Genomic DNA, 19,097 nt, shown 5'->3' with positions numbered 1-19,097 from the left:
AGCCGCGCGTGCCGCATCGCCGGGCCTGGCCCCTGGGGTGCCGGCAGGCCCGGCCGGCCCGTCGTCGCCCGGTTCGCCCTCGCCGCCGGACGGCACCGCCTCACCCGTGCCCTGCCCGGCCTCGCCGTCTGCGCCGCGCGACGCGTGTGGGACGTCCCCCGGCTCGCCGTCGCCGTCGGCCGGCAGGCCGCCGCCGGGCCTCGCGCCACCCCCGGAGAGCGCCGCTCGCCCCTCGTCCACCGGCCCGTGCCCGGTTCCGTCCCCGCTCTCCGCGGGAGTCGTCGTCTCCTCGGCGCGGGCCCGTGGCGCCTCGGCCGGTTCGGCGGCCGTTTCCTCCGGGGCGTCCCGCGTCGGTCCCGCCGTCCGCTCCGGCTCGGTCTCCGCGCGTTCGCGGGCCGCGCGGAGGGCCCGGCGGGCGGCGTCGCCGGGGCGGGGCGGGGGCGTCATGAGGTCCTCCGCAGGGAGACGAGGTCGGACAGCTCGCGGTCCGTCAGCTCCGTGAGGGCCGCCTCGCCGGAGCCCAGGATCGCGTCGGCCAGGGCGCGCTTGGACGCGAGCATCTCGGCGATGCGGTCCTCCACCGTCCCCTCGGTGACCAGGCGGTGGACCTGCACCGGCTGGGTCTGGCCGATGCGGTACGCGCGGTCGGTGGCCTGTTCCTCCACGGCCGGGTTCCACCAGCGGTCGAAGTGGACGACATGGCCCGCGCGGGTGAGGTTCAGGCCGGTGCCGGCCGCCTTCAGGGACAGCACCAGCACCGGCGTGCCGCCGTCCTGGAAGCGGTCGACCATGCGTTCGCGTTCCGGCACGGGAGTGCCGCCGTGCAGCAGGTCGACGGGGATCGCGCGGGCGGACAGGTGGGCGGTGAGGAGGCGGGCCATGCCGACGTACTGGGTGAAGACGAGCGCCGAGCCGTCCTCGGCGAGCAGGGTGTCCAGCAGTTCGTCCAGGAGGGCCAGTTTGCCGGAGCGGGCGGCCAGGCGGTCCGGGCGCGGGTCCTCCTTCAGGTAGAGCGCCGGGTGGTCGCAGATCTGCTTCAGGGCGCCGAGGAGCTTCAGCACCAGGCCCCGGCGGGCCATGCCCTGCGCCGTCTCGATGGCCAGCATCGACTCGCGCACCACCGCCTCGTACAGCGCGGCCTGCTCCCGGGTGAGCGGCACCGGGTGGTCCGTCTCCGTCTTCGGCGGCAGCTCGGGCACGATGCCGGGGTCGGACTTCTTGCGGCGCAGCAGGAAGGGGCGGACCAGCCGGGCCAGGCGCCGCACCGCTTCCTCGTCCTCGCCGTTCTCCACCGCCCGCGCGTGCCGGGCGCGGAAGGACTTCAGCGGGCCGAGGAGCCCGGGGGTGGTCCAGTCGAGCAGGGCCCACAGTTCGGAGAGGTTGTTCTCCACGGGGGTGCCGGTCAGCGCCACGCGCGCGGGGGACGGGATCGTGCGCAGCGCCTTGGCGGTGGCCGAGTACGGGTTCTTCACGTGCTGGGCCTCGTCGGCGACGACCATGCCCCAGGGCTGTTCGGCGAGGCGGGCCGCGGTGGACCGCATGGTGCCGTAGGTGGTGAGGACGAAGCCGCCGTCCACGCCGTCCAGGGTGCGTTCGGGGCCGTGGAAGCGGCGGACCGGGACGCCGGGCGCGAAGCGGGTGATCTCCCGCTGCCAGTTGCCGAGGAGGCTGGCCGGGCAGACGACCAGGGTCGGCTCGGTGCGGGCCCGCTTCAGGTGCAGGGCGATGAGGGTGACGGTCTTGCCGAGGCCCATGTCGTCGGCGAGGCAGCCGCCGAGGCCGAGGGAGGTCATCAGGTCGAGCCAGGCGAGACCGCGCAGCTGGTAGTCGCGGAGGGTGGCGCGCAGGCCGGGGGGCGGGTCGGCGGGCCGCAGGCCGGCGGTGAGGCGGTCGCGGAGGGTGGCCAGCGCGCCGGCGGGGACGGCCTCGACGGTCTCGCCGTCGACCTCGGCGGTGCCGGTGAGGGCGACGGCGAGCGCGTCGACCGGGTCCAGCAGGCCCAGTTCGCGTGTGCGGGCCTTGCGGACCAGCGCGGGGTCGACCAGCACCCAGCGGTCCCGGAGCCGTACGACCGGGCGGTGGGCCTCGGCCAGGGCGTCCATCTCGGCCTCGTCGAGCGGGTCGCCGCCGAGGGCCAGCTGCCAGCGGAACCGGAGCAGATCCTCGCTCTCGAAGAAGCCGGTGCCGTCGGTGGCCGAGCCGGGCGCCGGGCGGACGACGGCGGTGGCGGTCAGGTCGCGGGCCAGGTCCCGGGGCCAGTGCACGGCGACCCCGGCGGCGGCCAGGCGGGAGGCGGCCACCCCGAGCAGTTCGCCCAGCTCCTCCTCGGACAGCGCGAGCACGTCGGGGACGTCCTGCTCGGCGAGGCGGTCCAGGGGCGGCCACACGCGTGCGGCGCGCCGCACGGCGAGGGCCGCGTCGACGCGCGCGCGGGGCCCGAACGCCTCGCCGGCCTCGCCCGCCCACAGGGCCGCGGCGTCGGCCACCAGGGTGGGGTCGGCGAGGCTGTGCACCTGGACGACAGCCGCTCCGGCGGCGCGGGTGCCCGCGTCGGCGGCGGCGTCGAAGACGTCGTACGCGGACAGGTCGAGGCGGAGCGAGATCCGGACGCCCGCGTCCATCCCGGCCGCGACCTCGGCGGCCCACTCGTGGGCCCCGGGCAGGGCCTGGGGCTCGCGGGCGGCGAAGGGCCGGCCGGCGGTGTACGGCGCCGCCGGCGTGCGCGGCAGGGTGTCGGCGACCGCGTCCAGGAAGGAGCGGATCAGGGCCTCGGGTTCGGGCAGCCGGATGGCGCCCGGGCCGGGGAGGGGGACGGCGTGGCCCTCGGGGGGCAGGGCCGCGGCGATGGCGCGCAGGTGGGCGATGTCGCCGGGTTCCAGCGGTCCCGCCCGCCAGGCGTCGTGGCCGGCCGGGGTCAGGCCCGGCAGCAGCCGGCCGCGGGCGACGAGCCGCAGCGCGTGCAGGGCGGCGGCGCTCCAGCAGGCGGTGGCCGGGTGGGCGGCCGGGTCGCGCCGGGCGCCGGCCAGCAGCGGCAGGGCCTCGGCGAGGGGCAGGACCAGCGCGGGCACCTGCCGGCGGCGCACACCGGCGCCGTGCCGCCGTACGACCGTCAGCTCCTCCAGGCCGCCGCCGCTCGCGGTGGGCAGCGGATCGCCGGCGGGGTCCCAGAAGGCCAGGCGGCCCTGGCGCGGCAGGGGCGCGGGCAGGTAGACGGACGCGAGGCGCACCGGGACCGGGTGCCCGGTCCCCGTCTCCCGGGGACCTGCCGTGCGCTCGGCCACCGCAGCCGTGCCCGTCATACGTCCTGCCACCTCCCGCCCGCGTGTCGGATCAGACGTCTCCGACTCTACGGGCGGGGTCTGACAATCGGCTCCGCAGGCGGGTGCCGGCCGTCGTCACGGGACCGTGCGGGAGACCACGAACACCATCGGATACTGCGGGTCGGACAGGTTGACGACCACGTCCTGGGTCGGCGCCGGGTTCTTCTGCGCGTGGGTCAGGCCCCACCAGGGGCCGGTGCCGCCGAAGGTCCAGCCGCTGACCTTCCGGTCGCGCGCGCCGACGGCGATGTCGCCCTTCTGGAGCTGGTCCCGGCGCACGCCCATGGCCTGGAGGAAGCTGTCCAGACCGGCGGGGTTGGTGCGGAACTGCACGTACAGGCGGCTGGTCTTCCAGTTGTTGGTCTCGTAGTAGGCGATGTCGTCGGCGGGGTGCGGGACGCTCACCTGGTAGAGCCGGCGCTGCACCTTCGACGGCCAGCCCGGGGTGAGCCCGGTCGCCGAGTACTTCGCCTCCTTGTCCTTGCCGCTGTCGCGGCTCTGGTTCGCGGAGATCACCAGGTAGCCGGCCGGGACGCCGATCAGCAGCACGATGATCAGCAGGGTGAGCGCCCGCCGTCTGGCCTTGTGGCGCGGGTCCTCGGCGGGCGGCTGCGGCTCGTCCGGCGGGCCGCCCTGGTGGGGAAGCGACGGCGTCATGCGGTGTCCTGGTCGCGGCGGGACTGGGCGTACCGCTCGTAGCGCTCGTACCGCTCCACCCGGCGCCGCTTGGCCCTGCGGAACCGGCGGGCGACCAGCCGGGCCAGGTCGGCGGCGCCCACCATGCCCGCCTCGGGGCCGAGCTGTGCGCGGGTGATGCGGGCCTCGGGGCGGTAGCCGCGCCCGGTGAGGTGCCGCTTGAAGGCGTCCCGGGCCGGGCCGATGAGCAGGTCGTCGGCGGCCGAGACGCCACCGCCGATCACGAAGCAGGAGGGGTCGAGGGCGGCGGCGAGGTTGGCGATGCCCACGCCGAGCCACTGGCCGATGTCCTGGAGCAGTTCCACGCACATCGCGTCGCCCTCGCGGGCCAGCTCGGTGATCATCGGGCCGGTGATGTCGCCGATGTTGCCCTTGACGTGCTCGATGATGCCGTAGGCGACCGGTGAGTCGGCGGCGGCCAGCTCGCGCGCCTCCCGGACGAGCGCGTTGCCGGAGCTGTACTGCTCCCAGCAGCCGCGGTTGCCGCACGGGCAGCGGTGTCCGCCGGGAACGACCTGCATGTGGCCGAACTCGCCGGCGACCCCGAACTTGCCGCGCTTGACCTGGCCGTCCTCCAGGATGGCGCCGCCGATGCCGGTGCCGAGCGTGATCATCACCAGGTGGTCCTCGCCGCGGCCGGCGCCGAAGCGCCACTCCGCCCAGGCCGCGGTGTTGGCGTCGTTGTCCACGAGGACCGGGACGGACAGGCGGCTGGCGAGGCGGTCGCGCAGCGGTTCGTTGCGCCAGGACAGGTGGGGGGCGAACAGGACGCGGTTGCGGTCGGCGTCGACCCAGCCGGCGGCGCCGATGCCGACCGCGTGCACGTCGTGCCGGTCGGACAGGTCCAGCACCAGTTCGACGATGGTGTCCTCGACGACCTTGGGGCTCTTGGACTTGTCCGGGGTCTCCGTGCGGAGCTTCTCCAGGATGTTGCCGTCGGCGTCCACGACGCCCGCCATGACCTTGGTGCCGCCGATGTCGATGCCGACGGTGGGGACACGGGGTGCGGTCAGATGTGACCGGCGCTCTCGTGTGCCCACGGTGCGCAGGACCGGGGCTCGGCGGGAACCGATGGGGGCGGTGAGGTCGCGGTAGGTGCTCATCGGGCTCGATTGTGCCGCACGCTCACGCCGAGTGCTGCGCGGGGCGGGGGGCGGGAGCGCGTGCCGAGCGTCACGGTCCGGAGCGCCGACGCGCGGGGCCGCACCGCGGCACGGCCCCGCCTCCCTCACCCCCGCCGCAGTTCGTGGCGCAGAGCGTCCAGGTCGGACCCCCCCGCCATCTGCTGGGTCAGCTCGTCCAGCGTGATGTCGTCCCGTGTGTAATGGCCCACCATCGTGCCCCTCCGCAGCAGCACGAACCTGTCCCCCACCAGGTAGGCGTGGTGCGGGTTGTGGGTGATCAAGACAACGCCCAGGCCCTCGTCCCGTGCCGCCGCCACATATTTGAGGACCACACCGGACTGCTTGACTCCCAGTGCCGCCGTCGGCTCGTCCAGCACCAGGACCTTGGCGCCGAAGTGGACCGCCCTGGCGATGGCGACGCATTGGCGCTCGCCGCCCGACAGCGTGCCGATGGGCTGGTCGACGTCCCGGAGGTCGATGCCCATGCGGAGCAGCGCCTCGCGGGTGGTGCGGCGCATGAAGTCGGTGTCCAGGCGCTTGAAGGGGCCGGTGCCCTTGCGGGGCTCGGAGCCGAGGAAGAAGTTGCGCCAGACCGGCATGAGGGGGACGACGGCCAGGTCCTGGTAGACCGTGGCGATGCCCCGGTCCAGGGCCTCGCGCGGGGAGGAGAGGGTGGTCTCCTCGCCCTCGACGCGCAGGGTGCCGCCGTCGTGCCGGTGCAGGCCCGCGACGATCTTGATCAGGGTGGACTTGCCGGCGCCGTTGTCGCCGAGGACGCAGGTGATCTCCCCCGCGTGGACCTCCAGCGAGACCCCTTCCAGGGCGCGCACGGTGCCGTAGTGCTTGCTGACGCCGGTCAGCTCGACGAGTGTCACTTGGTGGCCTCCGCGCGTTTGCGGACCCAGGCGTTGAGCAGGGTCGCGAGGAGCAGCATCGCTCCGAGGAAGAACTTGAACCAGTCGGGGTTCCACTCGGCGAAGACGATGCCCTTGCTGGTCATGCCGAACAACAGCGCGCCGACGGCCGAGCCGACCGCGCTGCCGTGGCCGCCGGTGATCAGGCAGCCGCCGATGACGGCGGCGATGATGTAGATCAGCTCGTTGCCGACGCCTTCGCCGGACTGGACGGCGTCGAAGGAGAAGAGCAGGTGCTGGCCGGAGATCCAGGCGCCGAAGGCGACGCCCATGTAGAGGCCGATCTTGGTCCGGGCGACCGGGACGCCGACCGCGCGGGCCGCGTCCTCGTTGCCGCCGACGGCGAAGATCCAGTTGCCGGTGCGGGTGCGCAGCAGGATCCAGGAGGCGAGGGCGACCAGCCCGAGCCACCACAGGATGGTGACCTTGATGTCGACCCCGCCGATGCCGATGGTCGAGGCGAAGACGGCGTGGGCGCTGGAGAAGCCCTCCATGTCGGCGATGGTCTTGGTGGAGACCGTGCCGTCGATCAGCTTGGTGAAGCCGAGGTTCATGCCGGTCAGCATCAGGAAGGTGCCCAGCGTGATGATGAAACTGGGCAGCCTGGTGCGGGTGAGCATGAAGCCGTTGAAGGCACCGATGGCCAGCGTGACCAGCAGGGACACGCCCACGCCGACCCAGGTGTTCGCCGTCATCTGGTAGCTGAACATCGAGGAGACCAGCGCCGACGACGTCACCAGGACGCCCGCCGAGAGGTCGAACTCGCCGCCGATCATCAGCAGGGCCACGGGTACGGCCATGATCCCGATGGTCGAGGAGGCGTACAGGACCGTGCTGAGGCTGGTGGCGCGCAGGAAGCCGTCGGCGGCGAACGCGAAGAAGACGAAGACGGCGAGGGCGCCGACGACCGAGCCCAGCTCCGGGCGGGTCAGCAGCGTCCGCAGCGGGGAGCTGCCGAGGAGTCCGCCGTCGAGCGGCTTCTCGTCCGTGACCGCGCTCATCGGGTGCCCCGCTCGGTGTACTCCGCGAGGGCGGACGCCTGGTCCTTGGTGATGATCTGGGGGCCGGTCAGCACCGGCCGGCCGCCGCCGAGGACGTCGCCGTTGTACTTGTACAGCCACAGCAGGTCGACGGCCTGGTAGCCCTGGAGGTACGGCTGCTGGTCCACGGCGAAGCCGAGGGTGCCGTCCTTCAGCGAGGCCGCCACCTTGGCGTTGAGGTCGAAGGTGTCGATCTCGGCCTTGCTGCCCGCGTCGGTGCGCGCCTTCACGGCGGTGTCGGCGTAGGGCGCGCCGAGGGTGACGACGGCGTCGATGGACTTGTCGGCCTGGAGCTTGGCCTCGACGGCGGACTGCACGTCGGGCATGTTGGTGCCGTTGACGTACAGCTTGCGCAGCGTGCCGCGGAAGGTCTTGGCGACGCCGTCGCAGCGCTGCTCGTGGCCGACGTTGCCCTGTTCGTGCAGCACGCACAGGGCCTTCTTCTTCCCGCGCTTGTTCAGCTCCTCGCCGACGGCCTCACCGGCGACGGTCTCGTCCTGCCCGATGTGGGTGAGGGCGCCGAAGGCCTTGGACTCCTGGGAACCGGAGTTCACGGTGATCACCGGGATGCCGGCCTTCTCGGCACGGGCCACGGCCGCCTTCATGGCGTCCGGCTTGGCGAGGGTGACGATGATGCCGTCGACCTTCTTGTCGACGGCCGCGTCCACCAGCTGGGCCTGCTGCTGGGCCTCGTCGTCGTGCGAGTACAGGAAGTTGATGTTGTCCTTGACGGCGGCCTGCTTGGCGCCGCTCTGCACGATGTCCCAGAAGGTGTCGCCATCACCCGAGTGGGTGATCATCGCGAAGGTCCAGCGCGGGGTGTCCACCGCTGCCCTGCCCTGGGCGGCGGCGGCCTTGCGGGCGTCCTCCGCCCGTTTGCCGCCGGTGCTGCTGCATGCCGCCAGGGACACGGAGAGTGCCCCCGCCAGCGCTATGCCTACCCAGGTCCGAAACCGTGCCACGAGGCCGTGCCCTTCTTGCCGTGTTCGTACAGACGCAAGGGGCCGTCGATCGCGTCAGCGGCCCCAAACACTCCAGTATCGAACACGGGGAACACCCGTGACATGACCGGGGAGCCTCCACGGGTCGCATTGTCCGGACATTGCGACGAAGGCGACCGGTCGTTCAGGGGCGTACGAGGAGCTGGAACTCGAAGGAGTAGCGGCTGGGGCGGTAGGTGTGGTCGCCGAACTCCACCGCGCGGCCGGTGTCGTCGAAGGTGGTGCGCTGCATGGTGAGCAGCGGGGCCCCCTCGGCCTCGCCGAGCCGCTCGGCCTCGGTGGCCGTCGCGCCCCGGGCCCCGATGGACTGGCGGGCGCTGTGCAGGGTGATCCCGGCGGCGCGCATCAGCCGGTACAGACCGGTGGCCTCCAGCTGGTCCGTGTCCAGGTCGAGCAGGCCGGGCGGCAGGTGGTTGATCAGGTACGCCATCGGCTCGCCGTGCGCGAGGCGCAGCCGCTCGATGCGGTGCACGTCACCGCCCTCCGCGACACCGAGCGCCGCGGCGACCGCGGCGGAGGCGGGGACGACCGTGTTGACCAGGACCTTCGTCGCGGGGCGCTGACCGGCCGCCTCCAGGTCGTCGTACAGGCTGCTCAGTTCCAGCGGGCGCTTGACCTGGCTGTGCACGACCTGGGTGCCCACGCCCCGGCGCCGCACGAGGAGGCCCTTGTCGACGAGGGACTGGATGGCCTGGCGGACGGTCGGCCGGGACAGCCCGAGCCGCGCGGCCAGCTCGATCTCGTTGCCCAGCAGGCTGCCCGGGGTGAGGCTGCCGTGCTCGATGGCGGCCTCCAGCTGCTGGGAGAGCTGGAAGTACAGCGGCACCGGGGAGCTACGGTCCACGCGGAGGTCGAGCGACACGGTCGGGTCCACATCTGGTTTCGGCACGGGCCCGAGCGTAGCCCTGTGCCCGGTTGACGGGAAGTCGTGTAGTCCGGTTGTCCGGACATATGCATTGACAGGGTACGGGGTCGGCCCTCACTTTGTTCCCATGCGCATCGGGGTCATCGGTACGGGCCGCATCGGCACCCTTCACGCGAGGACGCTCAGCCGCCACCGCGAGGTCGGGTCCCTGATCCTGACGGACACGGACCCGGCGCGGGCGCAGACGCTGGCGCACCGGCTGGGCGAGACGGCGGCGCCGGGCGTCGACGAGATCTTCCGGTGGGGCGTGGACGCGGTGGTGATCACCACGGCGACGGCGGCCCACGCCGAGCTGATCGGCCGGGCGGCCCGCTCGGGCCTGCCGGTCTTCTGCGAGAAGCCCATCGCGCTGGACCTGCCGGGCACGCTGCACGCGCTCGCCGAGGTGGAGACGGCCGGGACGGTGCTGCAGATGGGCTTCCAGCGGCGGTTCGACGCGGGCTACGCCGGCGCCCGGGAGGCCGTCCGCGCGGGCCGGCTCGGCCGGCTGCACACCGTACGGGCCCTGACCTGCGACCAGGCCCCGCCACCGGTGGAGTGGCTGCCGCTGTCCGGCGGGCTGTTCCGGGACACGCTGATCCACGACTTCGACGTGCTGCGCTGGGTGACGGGCCGCGAGGTGACCGACGTGTACGCCGCCGGCTCGGACCGCGGCCCGGCGATGTTCCGGGAGGCCGGGGACGTCGACACGGGCGCGGCGCTGCTCACGCTGGACGACGGCACCCTGGCCACGGCGACGGCGACCCGGCTGAACGGCGCCGGCTACGACGTCCGCATGGAGCTGGCCGGGGAGCGCGACACCGTGGTGGTGGGCCTGGACGACCGTACGCCCCTCGCGTCCACCGAGCCGACCGGTCCCCCGCCCGCGGACAAGCCGTGGACGGGGTTCCTGGAGCGGTTCGGCCCCGCCTACGAGGCCGAACTGAACGCCTTCGTGGAGGTGGTCCGCGGCGAACGGCCCAACCCCTGCGACGGCCGGGAGGCGCTTCAGGCCCTGCGCGTCGCCGAGGCCTGCGAACGCTCCCGCCGCGAGCGGCGCCCGGTGGCGCTGTCCGAGGTCCCGGGCGCAACCGGGGCGCCGTAGAACTCTCGTCCGTGACCGGCCGTCCGGGGGCGGCGTCCCGTCACCAGCGGACCGGCAGGCTCCGCACGCCTCGGATGAGCATGCCCGGCAGCCACTCCCCCGGCTCGCCGTCCAGGGCGAGGCCGGGAGCGCGGTCCAGGAGTGTGCCGAGGGCGATGCTTGCCTCCAGTCGGGCCAGGGGTGCGCCCAGGCAGTAGTGGATGCCGTGGCCGAAGGCGAGGTGGCCCCGGGTGTCGCGGCGGATGTCGAAGCGGTCGGGGTCGGCGAACCGGCCGCCGTCGCGCTGGGCGGCGGTGAGGCCGATCAGCACGTCGTCGCCCCGCCCGATGCCGCTGCCCGCGATCTGAAGCGGCTCGGCGGCGTACCGGTACGTCGCGTTCTCCACCGGCCCTTCCCAGCGCAGCGTCTCCTCCACCGCCCCCTCCAGGAGGGTGCGGTCGGCGCGCAGGGCCGCCAGTTGCGCGGGGTGGGTGAGCAGGGCGAGGACGGCGTTGCCGATGAGGTTGACCGTGGTCTCGTGACCGGCGATGAGCAGCAGGTAGGCCATGCCCCGCAGCTCGTCCATCGAGAGCCGGTCGCCGTCCTCGGCGGTGGTGCGGATCAGGTCGCCGAGCAGGTCGCCCGTGGGGCCCGCGCACCGCTTGTCCTCGATCAGCTCGGTGAGGTACTCGGCGAAGCGGACGGTCGCCGCGTGTTCGGAGTCCGCGCCGGTCGGCGCGACCACCTCCGTGGAGATCTCGCGGAACTCCGCGCGGTCGGTCTCGGGCACCCCGAGCAGCTCGCAGATGACGGTGATCGGCAGCGGGTAGGCGAGGGAGTCGACGAGGTCGGCGCGGCCGCGCGGCAGCATGGCGTCCAGCAGGTCGTCGGTGATCCGCTGGATCCGCGGGCGCAGCCGCTCGACCCGGCGCATGGTGAAGGCGCGCGCGACCAGGCCCCGCAGGCGGGTGTGCTGCGGCGGGTCGGCGACGAGCAGGTACTTGCCGATCAGCTGCTCGTCCAGGGGCACGTGGCCCGTCTTGGCGCTGTCCTTGGCCAGCCGGGGGTCGGCGAGGGCGGCCCGCGCCTCCTCGTACCCCACCACCAGCCAGGTCTCCCAGGCTCCGCCCGGCATGGCGAGCCGGACCCGGTGGACGGGCCCCCGCTCACGCAGCCGCGCGTACACCGGGTGCGGGTCCCGGCGGAGCGCGTCGGCGTACTCCGTCAGGTCGATCACTCGTTCCATGTCTCCCCCTGTGGACTGCCCCGAGGTCCCGGAACGCGGCCGGTACCCGGGACAACGCGCGCGGCGCCCGGATCGTGCCCGGGGCTCAGGCCCCGTCGCCGGTGTCGTCCAGCAGCCCCGCGTCATGGGCGAGCAGGGCGATCTGGACCCGGTTGTCCAGGCCGAGCTTGGTCAGGACGCGGGAGACGTGGGCCTTGACGGTGGCCACGCTGAGGAAGAGTTCGCCGGCGATCCGGGCGTTGGCGAGGCCGCGGCCGACGGCGACGGCGACCTCGCGTTCGCGGTCGTTGAGCACGGCGAGCCGTTCACGCGCGCGGCTGCGCCGGGCGTCGGCGGCGGTACCGGCCGCGTGCCGCATCAACTGCCGGGTGACGGCGGGCGACAGGACCGGGTCGCCGGCCGCGACCCGGCGCACGGCGTCGACGATCTCGGCGGGCGGGGTGTCCTTCAGCACGAAACCGGCGGCCCCGGCGCGCAGGGCGTGCAGGACCTGTTCGTCGGCGTGGAAGGTGGTGAGCACGACGACCTGCGGCGCGTCCGGCCGCGCGCGCAGCCGTCGTGTCGCCGTAATCCCGTCCACCGCGGGCATCCGGAGGTCCATCAGGACGACGTCCGGCCGGGCCCGCGCCACCGCCTCCTCGGCCTCCGCGCCGTCGGCCGCCTCGCCGACGATCTCGATGTCCCCGGCCCCGCCGATCATCAGCGCCAGACCGGCGCGTACGAGGGGGTCGTCGTCCACGAGGAGGAGTCTGATCGGCGTCGCAGTCATGGGGTCACGTAATCACGGGTGCGGGGGCTGGACGGGGGGAACGGCCGGGAGCCGGGGGCACGCGTGCGCGTGCGTACGCCGGTGTAGGGCGCCGGGGCCCTCAGCCCCGCGGCCACGGCAGCCACCCCCGCACCGCGAACCCCCCGTCCGGACGCGTGCCGTGCTCCAGGCGCCCGCCGGCCAGCGTGGCCCGTTCCCTCAGGCCGATCAGGCCCTGTCCGGAGCCGGGGACGGCCGGGACCTCGGCGGGCGGGGCGGGGTTGGCGACCGTGATCGTCAGGCCGTCGCCGGGGGTGCCCGTGAGGCGGAGCGTGACCTCGGTGCCGGGGGCGTGCTTGCGGGCGTTGGTCAGGGCCTCCTGGGCGATGCGGTAGGCGGTGCGGCCGGTGGAGGCGGGGACGGCGGCCGGGTCGGCGACGCGGTGGTCGAGGGTGACGTGCATGCCGGCCTCGCGGCATTCGGCGACGAGGGCGTCCAGCGCGGCCAGCGTCGGCTGGGGACGCCCGCCGGGCGGCTCGTCGGACTCCCCGGCCCGCAGGACGCCGATGATCTCCCGTAGGTCCTGGAGGGCCTCGTGGGCGCTCTCCCGGATCACCCCGGCGGCCCGCGCGATGTCCTCGCGGGGTGCGTCCGGCCGGAACTCCAGGGCGCCCGCGTGCACGCTGAGCAGGGTGAGCCGGTGGGCGAGCACGTCGTGCATCTCGCGGGCGATGGCCTCGCGGGCCAGCCGCTGCGCCTGCTCGGCGCGGAGCCGGGCCTCGGTCTCCGCCCGGTGCGCCCGGTCCCTGAGGCTCAGCATCAGCATGCGCTTGGAGCGGACGAACATGCCCCAGCCGATGACGGACACGGTGAGCAGCGTGGTGATCGCGACGACACCCGTGTAGGGCAGGTCGGGGTCGGGCCGCATCCAGTAGAACAGCGGGACGAGCGCGAGTTCGACGCCGGCGGTCCAGGCGACGTACCGGAAGGGCCGGTGGACGGCGAGCGTGAACAGGGCGACCATCGCGGCGCCGCCCGAGCTGTTGGACAGCAGGCCGACCGGGATCATCGCGACGGCGAGCCCGACGGGCCACCGGCGGCGCAGCCAGACGGCGCCGCAGGACAGGGTGCCCAGCATCTGGTCGAGGACGGCGAGGGAGTGCGGCAGGCCGGGTTCCTCGTCGAGGCCCCGGGCGGCGGCCAGGCCGAGGAGGACGGCCAGGAGGAAGCAGGAGAAGTCGACGACCCAGTCGCGTGCCGTGCGCCGCGGCCGCCGGCCGGGGGCCCCGGCGGCCGGGTCCAGCTCGTGGACGAGGGCGGAGGGGAACAGCCACCGGCGGCCGGTGAACTCCCTCGGCGCCCGCGCCTGTTCGTCTTCGGTCACGGTCCGCAAATCTACGCACGGTACGGGCCCCGCGGCCGTCTGGGTCCCCGGATCACCGACCGGACGACCGGGACCGTCGACCTAAGTCGCACCGGCGTGGACCTTCGGATGACACCGGCCGGCGCGGACGGGGTCTTTCGGCGCCGGGCATCCGCCCCGGGGCCGATGCGCGGGCGGCGGCCGGGCGGCGAGGGTCGTGGGGTGAAACAGGTACTGGAGTTCCTCGGATTCATCGCCCTGGTGCAGGGCGCGCTGGGCCTGGTGCACGAGTTCACCGACTGGCATGCGGGCCTCGTGCAGCGGATCGGCCTCCTGGAAGGCCACGGGGTCTACGTGAGCGTCGCGCTCCTGCTGCTGGCGTTCGCCCTGTTCGCCGCGGCGGAGAGCGTGGGGCCCGGCTGAGCCGCCGTGGCAGCGGGGGCCGGCTGCGCGAAAACTCCCCGGACTTCACGGGACATTCGCCCGGGTTGTCATTGACATGCCACCTTCTACGCGCGTCATCATGAGGCCATGAGATTCCCCCCACGGATCACACGCGCCGGCGCCGCGGCCGCCGTCTTGTCCGCCCTCCTCCTCGGCGGCACCGTCACCGCGACCCCGGCGGCCGCCGCGGTCGGCAGCGTCTGCTACGGCGACCTGCCCGCACAGGCGCACGACACGCTCGGCCTGATCGAGCGGGGCGGGCCGTTCCCGTACGCGCAGGACGGCGTCGTCTTCCAGAACCGGGAACGCGTCCTGCCCGGCCGGCCGTCCGGTTACTACCACGAGTACACGGTGATCACCCCCGGCTCGCCCACGCGCGGCGCCCGCCGGATCGTCACCGGCGACGAGGACCAGGAGGACTACTACACCTCCGACCACTACGCCACGTTCGACCTGGTCGACTTCGGCTGCTGAGGTCCGGGCCGGGCTCCCCGCCCCGTGTGCTCCCCCCACGGAGGACCCGGAAGCGAGGAGCCCGGCCCAGTCCGCGCGGCCGCGCGGACGTGCGGACTACGCCTCCTTGTGGCTGAGCAGGATGTCGACCGCGGTCTGGCCGCCGTCCACGGTGACCTGCGTGGCCACCGGCGCGTATCCGGCGGCGATCACGGTGTACTGCTCGCTGGCGAGGTCGGTGAAGGAGTAGCTGCCGTCGACGCTCGTGGTGCGCGTCCCGACGACGTTGCCCGCGGCGTCGATCAGGGTCACCCGGGCGTCCTCCAGAGCCCGTCCGTCCTGGGTGTGCACCGTCCCCCGCAGGGTCGCCGCCGCGGACAGCCGGATGTCGCAGCGGGTGGTCTCGCCGGAGACGGTGGCCGGCACGGCGGCCGGGCGGTGGCCGGGCGCGCTGACGCTGAGCGTGTAGTCCCCGGGCAGCAGGTCGCCGAGCCGGTAACCGCCGCCCGTACCGGTGGTCGCGGAAGCCGTCACGTCACCGTGCCGGTCCGTCGCCACGACCAGCGCGCCGGAAAGCACCTCCCCGTCCCCGCCGCGCACCGTGCCGGCCACGCCGCCGGGGCTGGGCAGGAGCACGAGGTCGTGGGCGACGGGTGTGCCGTCCAGGCCCAGCGTGGCGACCTGCGGCTGGTACCCGGGCGCCGAGCCGATGAGGACCAGGCTGCCGCGCACGGGAGTGTCCACGGCGTACCAGCCGTCGTCCCCGGAGGTGGTGCGGGCCAGCTGGTGACCCGCCGCGTCCAGCACGGTGATCGCGGTACGGGGCACGGGTACGCCCGCACCGTCCCGCACCTGCCCGCGGATGGCCGCCGGACCCTCCGCGCCGACGGACGCGAGGGGGGCGGTGGCGGTCGCCCCGGCGGCCTCGGGCGCGGTCCCGGCGGCCGCCATGGATCCGGCGGGAGCGGCCTCGGCCCGGACCGGCCCGCCGGCGTCCTCGGCGGACGCGTTCGCCTTCTTCCTGGCGCGGAACAGCAGCACGGTGACGAGCACGGCGCAGGCGAAGAAGCCGGCCGACCACCAGTAGGCGACGGTGTAGCTGTGCAGCGCCGCGTCCGCCTTGACCAGGGGGTCGGCCAAGTGGTGCTTCGCGTAGTCGGTGGCCGCGCTGGCGGCCAGGGTGTTCAGCAGCGCCGTACTGATCGAACCGCCCACCTGCTGGGTGGTGTTGACGGCCGCCGAGGCCACGCCCTGGTCGCTCGCCCGCACCCCGAGGGTGGCGTAGCTCATGGCCGCGGGCATCGACATCCCGAGCCCCGCGCCCAGCAGCAGCAGCGGCGGCAGCACATGCGGCGCGTAGCTGCTGTGCAGGTCGAGGCGGGTCAGCCAGACCATGCCGCCGGCGGCCAGGAGCAGGCCGGCGGGCACGACGATCTTGGGTCCGATCCTCGGCACCAGCCAGTTGGTGGACAGCTGCGCCATCACCATCAGCGCGCCCACCATCGGCAGGAAGGCCACGCCGTTCTTGACCGGTGAGTAGCCCAGCGTCGCCTGGAGGTAGTAGGTGAGGAAGAGGAAGACGCCGAACATCCCGGCGGAGGAGATCAGCACGGTCGACAGGGCGGCGGCGCGGTCGCGGTCCGCCAGGACGCGCAGGGGCAGGACGGGGTGCTTCGCACGGGTCTGCCAGAGGAAGAACGCCACCAGAAGGAGACCGCCCGCGGCGAGGAAGCCCCAGGTCATCCAGTTGTCCCAGTCGTGCGTCTCGGCGTTGGCGAAGCCGTAGACGACACCGAACAGGCCGCCGGAGACCAGGACGGCGCCGAGGATGTCCAGTTTGGGCCGCTCGGCCGGGACGGAACGGCCGATGAGGACGGCCGCGCCGATCAGCGCGGGGATCGCGATGACGTCGTTGACGTACAGCGTCCAGCGCCAGTTGAGGTACTCGGTCAGCAGACCGCCGAGGACCAGGCCGACGGCGGCGCCGGAGCCGGCGATGGCGCCGAATATGCCGAACGCCTTCGCGCGTTCCTTGGCTTCGGTGAACGTGGTGGTCAGCAGGGAGAGCGCCGCGGGGGCGAGCAGGGCGCCGAACAGCCCCTGCACGGCACGCGCGACGACCAGCATCGTGAAGCCGTTCGCCGCGCCGCCGACCGCGGAGGCGACGGCGAAGCCGACGATGCCGATGATGAAGGTCGTCTTGCGCCCGACGAGGTCGGCGAGCCGGCCGCCGAGCAGCAGCAGACTGCCGAAGGCCAGGGAGTAGGCGGTGACGATCCACTGCCGCCCGTTGTTGTCGAAGCCCAGGTCCTGCTGGGCGGACGGCAGGGCGATGTTCACGATCGTGGCGTCGAGCACGACCATGAGCTGGGCGAGGCCGATCACCGCCAGGGCCCACCACCGGTGCTTCGGCGGGGCGTGGGTCTGGCCGGACGGCCCGGCCTGGACGGTGGCGACCGGGATGGCTTCCACGATGGAACTCCCTCAGGGGGCTCGGATTGCTCGGTTGTGCGTCAGCGCCGGCAGGACGACCGTGTCCCCGTCGCCATGGGTCCGAAACAGTTTCGTACTGCAAAGGTAGGCAATCCCGCAGCGAAACTCAAACGTTTCGATCGGCCTGCGGGCGATGTGCGGCAGGTCACGGACCGGGGAGCGTCGGCGCCCGGGTCAGCCCGCCGCCCGGCGCCCCCAGGCCGTCCCGGCGAGCACCAGCGCGCCGCCCGCCAGGCCGAGCGCGCCGAGCCGGTCGCCGCCCAGCGCGATACCGGCGCCGGCGGCCCACAGCGGCTCGGTGCCGAGCAGCAGGCTGACCCGGGAGGCGGAGGTGCGGCGGACGGCCCACATCTGCACGAAGAAAGCGAACACCGTGCACAAGGCCGACAGGAACAGCAGCCCCGCCCACTCCCGCGCGCCGAAGCCGGTCGCGGCCGTCCACGGCGCCGGTCCGCCGCCGGCGGCCGACAGCAGGGCGAAGACGGCGACGGCGGAGCCGAGCTGGACCGTCGTCAGCGGCAGCGCGCCGGCGCCCTGTACGGCCTTGATCCGGGACATGGCCAGGACGTGCAGGGTGCGGGCGCACGCGGCGAGCAGCATCAGCAGGTCGCCGAGGGAGGGCCGGGTGAAGCCGGCGCCCTGGGTGAGCAGGACGACGCCCAGCACCGACAGGGCCGCCGCGCCGAGGAAGGACGGCGTGGGCCGGGTGCGGGTGACGGCGGCCTCGGCGAGCGGGGTGAAGATCATCGTGAGGCTGATGATCAGACCGGCGTTGGTCGCCGAGGTGTGCACCACGCCGTACGTCTCCAGCAGGAAGATCCCGGCGAGGATCAGCCCGAGCAGGGCCGCGCCGCGCCACTGGGCGCCGGTGAGCGCGCGCAGGGAGCGACGGCCGGCGACGGCCAGGGCGGGCAGTGCGAGGGCGAAGCGCAGCACCAGGACGGCGAGCACCGTCCGGGCGGTGGTGATCTCCTTCGCCGCCAGGTAGCTGGCGCCCCAGCAGACCGCGACGAGCAGCACGGGCAGGTCGGTGTGCCAGGTCCGGCGGGGCGCGAGCGCGGCGGGTACGGCGAGCGAGGACACGGGGTACGGCTCTCCTGGTCTCCGGGAACGGGTGCGGAGACATCGGCGGCTCGCACGGGGGCGCGCTCACGCTACCGGCCGCCATGGTCCCCGGCCAGGACGAGGACGCCTCCACCGACGGGGGCCGGGCGCGGTGGGGAGCGTGCCCCGGCGCCCGGGTGGGCCGGCACCACCGTCGTCTTCGGAAGTCCGGCCGCCCTGGCCGAGCTTGCCCGTGGCGGGTGCCTTCTTCCGGGTGCGGGGTCTGCGGCCGGCAGGCCGGACCCCGCGCCCGCCCGCGACTCGTCGGCCCGGCCGGTTGCCCCCGGGGGGTCCGGCTCAGCCGGCGTGCGTGGAGAACAGTCCGCCGGTCGGGCCCTGCTTGTCGCCGCCCTGGGCCTTCTTCAGGGCGTTGGCGAGGCTCTCGATGGTGAGGGACTGGAGGATCACCCGGCCGTTGCCCTCCAGCGTGGCCAGGGACAGGCCCTCACCGCCGAACACGGCGTTCATCAGGCCCTGGCGGTTGAGGCCGCCGACGCGCTGGACGCCGTACTGGATGCCCTCCTCGAACGCGACCACACAGCCGGTGTCGACCTCGATGCGTCCGCCGAAGTCCGCCGGGTTGAGGTCGATGAAGTTGCCCGCGCCCGCGATGATCACCGTGCCGTGTCCGGTGAACTTCTCCAGGACGAAGCCCTCGCCGCCGCTCATGCCGGTGCGCCCGCCGGCGAAGGCGATGCCAAAGTCGACGGTGGACTCGGCGGCCACGAAGGCGTCCTTCTCGGCGAACCACGCGCGCGTGCCGTCCAGCTCCAGGGCGCGCATCTCGCCGGGCAGCACGCCCGCGAAGCCGACCGTGCCCTCGCCGCCCTGGGCGGTGAAGTACTGGAAGGCCAGCGACTCACCGGCGAGCATGCGCTGGCCGACCTGCATGGCGGTGCCCATGGCCTGCCGGAGAAGACCGCCCATGCCGCCGCCCGAGCCGCCCTGCTGCTGCCCGCCGCTGCCGGACGGGCCGGACAGCCGCGTCTCCATGGTCACGTTCGTGGTCTTGAACAGGAACTTCCCGGCCTCGCAGTACACGGTCTGGCCGGGGTGCAGGTTGACGACCGCCATCTGCATGGCGTTGCCGACGATCTCTTGCTTAAGGGTCACGTGAAAGGAACGCGAAAGGAGGCGGGAAGAGTTCCGGCAGGCCGGAACAG

16 protein-coding genes are annotated in these 19,097 nt (G+C 73.8%); 3 read left to right on the top strand and 13 right to left on the bottom strand.

Features of this window, described 5'->3' with window-relative positions:
- Positions 1-443 precede the first annotated feature (443 nt).
- The 7 genes from ACZ5DC_RS02415 to ACZ5DC_RS02385 all read right to left on the bottom strand — a co-directional run bounded on the left by ACZ5DC_RS02415 (position 444) and on the right by ACZ5DC_RS02385 (position 8,957).
- The gene (locus ACZ5DC_RS02415; RefSeq protein WP_468648570.1) at positions 444-3,299 is read right to left on the bottom strand and encodes a DEAD/DEAH box helicase; all 2,856 of its coding nucleotides are present in this window, start codon (positions 3,297-3,299) and stop codon (positions 444-446) included.
- A gap of 96 nt (positions 3,300-3,395) precedes the next feature.
- On the bottom strand, positions 3,396-3,977 hold the full coding sequence (locus ACZ5DC_RS02410; protein ID WP_468648568.1) for a sugar kinase: 582 nt from the start codon (positions 3,975-3,977) through the stop codon (positions 3,396-3,398).
- Positions 3,974-5,119 (bottom strand): ROK family glucokinase, encoded by a 1,146-nt coding sequence (locus tag ACZ5DC_RS02405; RefSeq protein WP_468648566.1) that lies wholly within the window; start codon positions 5,117-5,119, stop codon positions 3,974-3,976. Before ACZ5DC_RS02405 ends, ACZ5DC_RS02410 begins: the two co-directional genes overlap by 4 nt.
- 125 nt (positions 5,120-5,244) lie before the next feature.
- Positions 5,245-6,015, bottom strand: a complete 771-nt coding sequence (locus tag ACZ5DC_RS02400; RefSeq protein ID WP_468648564.1) for an ATP-binding cassette domain-containing protein — start codon at positions 6,013-6,015, stop codon at positions 5,245-5,247.
- On the bottom strand, positions 6,012-7,055 hold the full coding sequence (locus tag ACZ5DC_RS02395) for an ABC transporter permease (protein ID WP_468648562.1): 1,044 nt from the start codon (positions 7,053-7,055) through the stop codon (positions 6,012-6,014). Before ACZ5DC_RS02395 ends, ACZ5DC_RS02400 begins: the two co-directional genes overlap by 4 nt.
- Entirely contained in the window at positions 7,052-8,056 is a 1,005-nt protein-coding gene (locus ACZ5DC_RS02390; RefSeq protein WP_366747996.1) for a sugar ABC transporter substrate-binding protein, read from the bottom strand. The genes ACZ5DC_RS02395 and ACZ5DC_RS02390 overlap by 4 nt, the downstream gene beginning before the upstream one ends.
- Positions 8,057-8,219: 163 nt before the next feature.
- Positions 8,220-8,957 (bottom strand): GntR family transcriptional regulator, encoded by a 738-nt coding sequence (locus ACZ5DC_RS02385; protein ID WP_103811762.1) that lies wholly within the window; start codon positions 8,955-8,957, stop codon positions 8,220-8,222.
- Positions 8,958-9,087: 130 nt separating this feature from the next.
- On the opposite strand from ACZ5DC_RS02385, the gene ACZ5DC_RS02380 reads away from it, so the two are divergent.
- The gene (locus ACZ5DC_RS02380) at positions 9,088-10,104 is read left to right on the top strand and encodes a Gfo/Idh/MocA family oxidoreductase (RefSeq protein WP_468648560.1); all 1,017 of its coding nucleotides are present in this window, start codon (positions 9,088-9,090) and stop codon (positions 10,102-10,104) included.
- A 40-nt stretch (positions 10,105-10,144) separates the two neighbouring features.
- Here ACZ5DC_RS02380 and ACZ5DC_RS02375 read toward each other — a convergent pair whose 3' ends face one another.
- From ACZ5DC_RS02375 to ACZ5DC_RS02365, 3 genes are all read right to left on the bottom strand, one after another.
- Entirely contained in the window at positions 10,145-11,329 is a 1,185-nt protein-coding gene (locus ACZ5DC_RS02375; protein WP_468648558.1) for a cytochrome P450 family protein, read from the bottom strand.
- 85 nt (positions 11,330-11,414) lie between these two features.
- Positions 11,415-12,098 carry a response regulator gene (locus tag ACZ5DC_RS02370; RefSeq protein WP_468648556.1) on the bottom strand — a complete coding sequence of 228 codons (684 nt, stop codon included), beginning with the start codon at positions 12,096-12,098 and terminating at the stop codon, positions 11,415-11,417.
- A gap of 100 nt (positions 12,099-12,198) precedes the next feature.
- A complete protein-coding gene (locus ACZ5DC_RS02365) occupies positions 12,199-13,470 on the bottom strand; it encodes a sensor histidine kinase (protein WP_468648554.1) in 1,272 nt (423 codons plus the stop codon).
- Positions 13,471-13,662: 192 nt separating this feature from the next.
- Here ACZ5DC_RS02365 and ACZ5DC_RS02360 point away from each other — a divergent pair, with 192 nt between their 5' ends.
- Positions 13,663-13,863 carry a hypothetical protein gene (locus ACZ5DC_RS02360; RefSeq protein ID WP_468648552.1) on the top strand — a complete coding sequence of 67 codons (201 nt, stop codon included), beginning with the start codon at positions 13,663-13,665 and terminating at the stop codon, positions 13,861-13,863.
- A gap of 108 nt (positions 13,864-13,971) precedes the next feature.
- The gene (locus ACZ5DC_RS02355; RefSeq protein ID WP_468648550.1) at positions 13,972-14,358 is read left to right on the top strand and encodes a guanyl-specific ribonuclease; all 387 of its coding nucleotides are present in this window, start codon (positions 13,972-13,974) and stop codon (positions 14,356-14,358) included.
- Positions 14,359-14,454: 96 nt separating this feature from the next.
- Here ACZ5DC_RS02355 and ACZ5DC_RS02350 read toward each other — a convergent pair whose 3' ends face one another.
- From ACZ5DC_RS02350 to ACZ5DC_RS02340, 3 genes are all read right to left on the bottom strand, one after another.
- Positions 14,455-16,809 (bottom strand): MFS transporter, encoded by a 2,355-nt coding sequence (locus ACZ5DC_RS02350; protein ID WP_468648548.1) that lies wholly within the window; start codon positions 16,807-16,809, stop codon positions 14,455-14,457.
- Positions 16,810-17,004: 195 nt separating this feature from the next.
- Entirely contained in the window at positions 17,005-17,913 is a 909-nt protein-coding gene (locus tag ACZ5DC_RS02345; RefSeq protein ID WP_468648546.1) for a DMT family transporter, read from the bottom strand.
- Positions 17,914-18,231: 318 nt separating this feature from the next.
- Complete coding sequence (locus ACZ5DC_RS02340; RefSeq protein WP_103811753.1) at positions 18,232-19,047, bottom strand: AIM24 family protein; 816 nt, start codon at positions 19,045-19,047, stop codon at positions 18,232-18,234.
- Between the last annotated feature and the right edge of the window lie 50 nt (positions 19,048-19,097).

The sequence above is a fragment of the Streptomyces sp. NPDC031445 genome (assembly GCF_055581365.1).
Note: the sequence above shows the minus strand (reverse complement) of the source record. Positions and strands in the feature narration are given on the sequence as shown.

What these genes read in the sequence shown, in the direction of transcription:
- ACZ5DC_RS02355 (WP_468648550.1), top strand. Translation starts at nt 13,972, where the DNA reads ATGAGATTCCCCCCACGGATCACACGCGCCGGCGCCGCGGCCGCCGTC.
- ACZ5DC_RS02380 (WP_468648560.1), top strand. Translation starts at nt 9,088, where the DNA reads ATGCGCATCGGGGTCATCGGTACGGGCCGCATCGGCACCCTTCACGCG.
- ACZ5DC_RS02410 (WP_468648568.1), bottom strand. Translation starts at nt 3,977, where the DNA reads ATGACGCCGTCGCTTCCCCACCAGGGCGGCCCGCCGGACGAGCCGCAG.
- ACZ5DC_RS02375 (WP_468648558.1), bottom strand. Translation starts at nt 11,329, where the DNA reads ATGGAACGAGTGATCGACCTGACGGAGTACGCCGACGCGCTCCGCCGG.
- ACZ5DC_RS02395 (WP_468648562.1), bottom strand. Translation starts at nt 7,055, where the DNA reads ATGAGCGCGGTCACGGACGAGAAGCCGCTCGACGGCGGACTCCTCGGC.
- ACZ5DC_RS02405 (WP_468648566.1), bottom strand. Translation starts at nt 5,119, where the DNA reads ATGAGCACCTACCGCGACCTCACCGCCCCCATCGGTTCCCGCCGAGCC.
- ACZ5DC_RS02370 (WP_468648556.1), bottom strand. Translation starts at nt 12,098, where the DNA reads ATGACTGCGACGCCGATCAGACTCCTCCTCGTGGACGACGACCCCCTC.
- ACZ5DC_RS02415 (WP_468648570.1), bottom strand. Translation starts at nt 3,299, where the DNA reads ATGACGGGCACGGCTGCGGTGGCCGAGCGCACGGCAGGTCCCCGGGAG.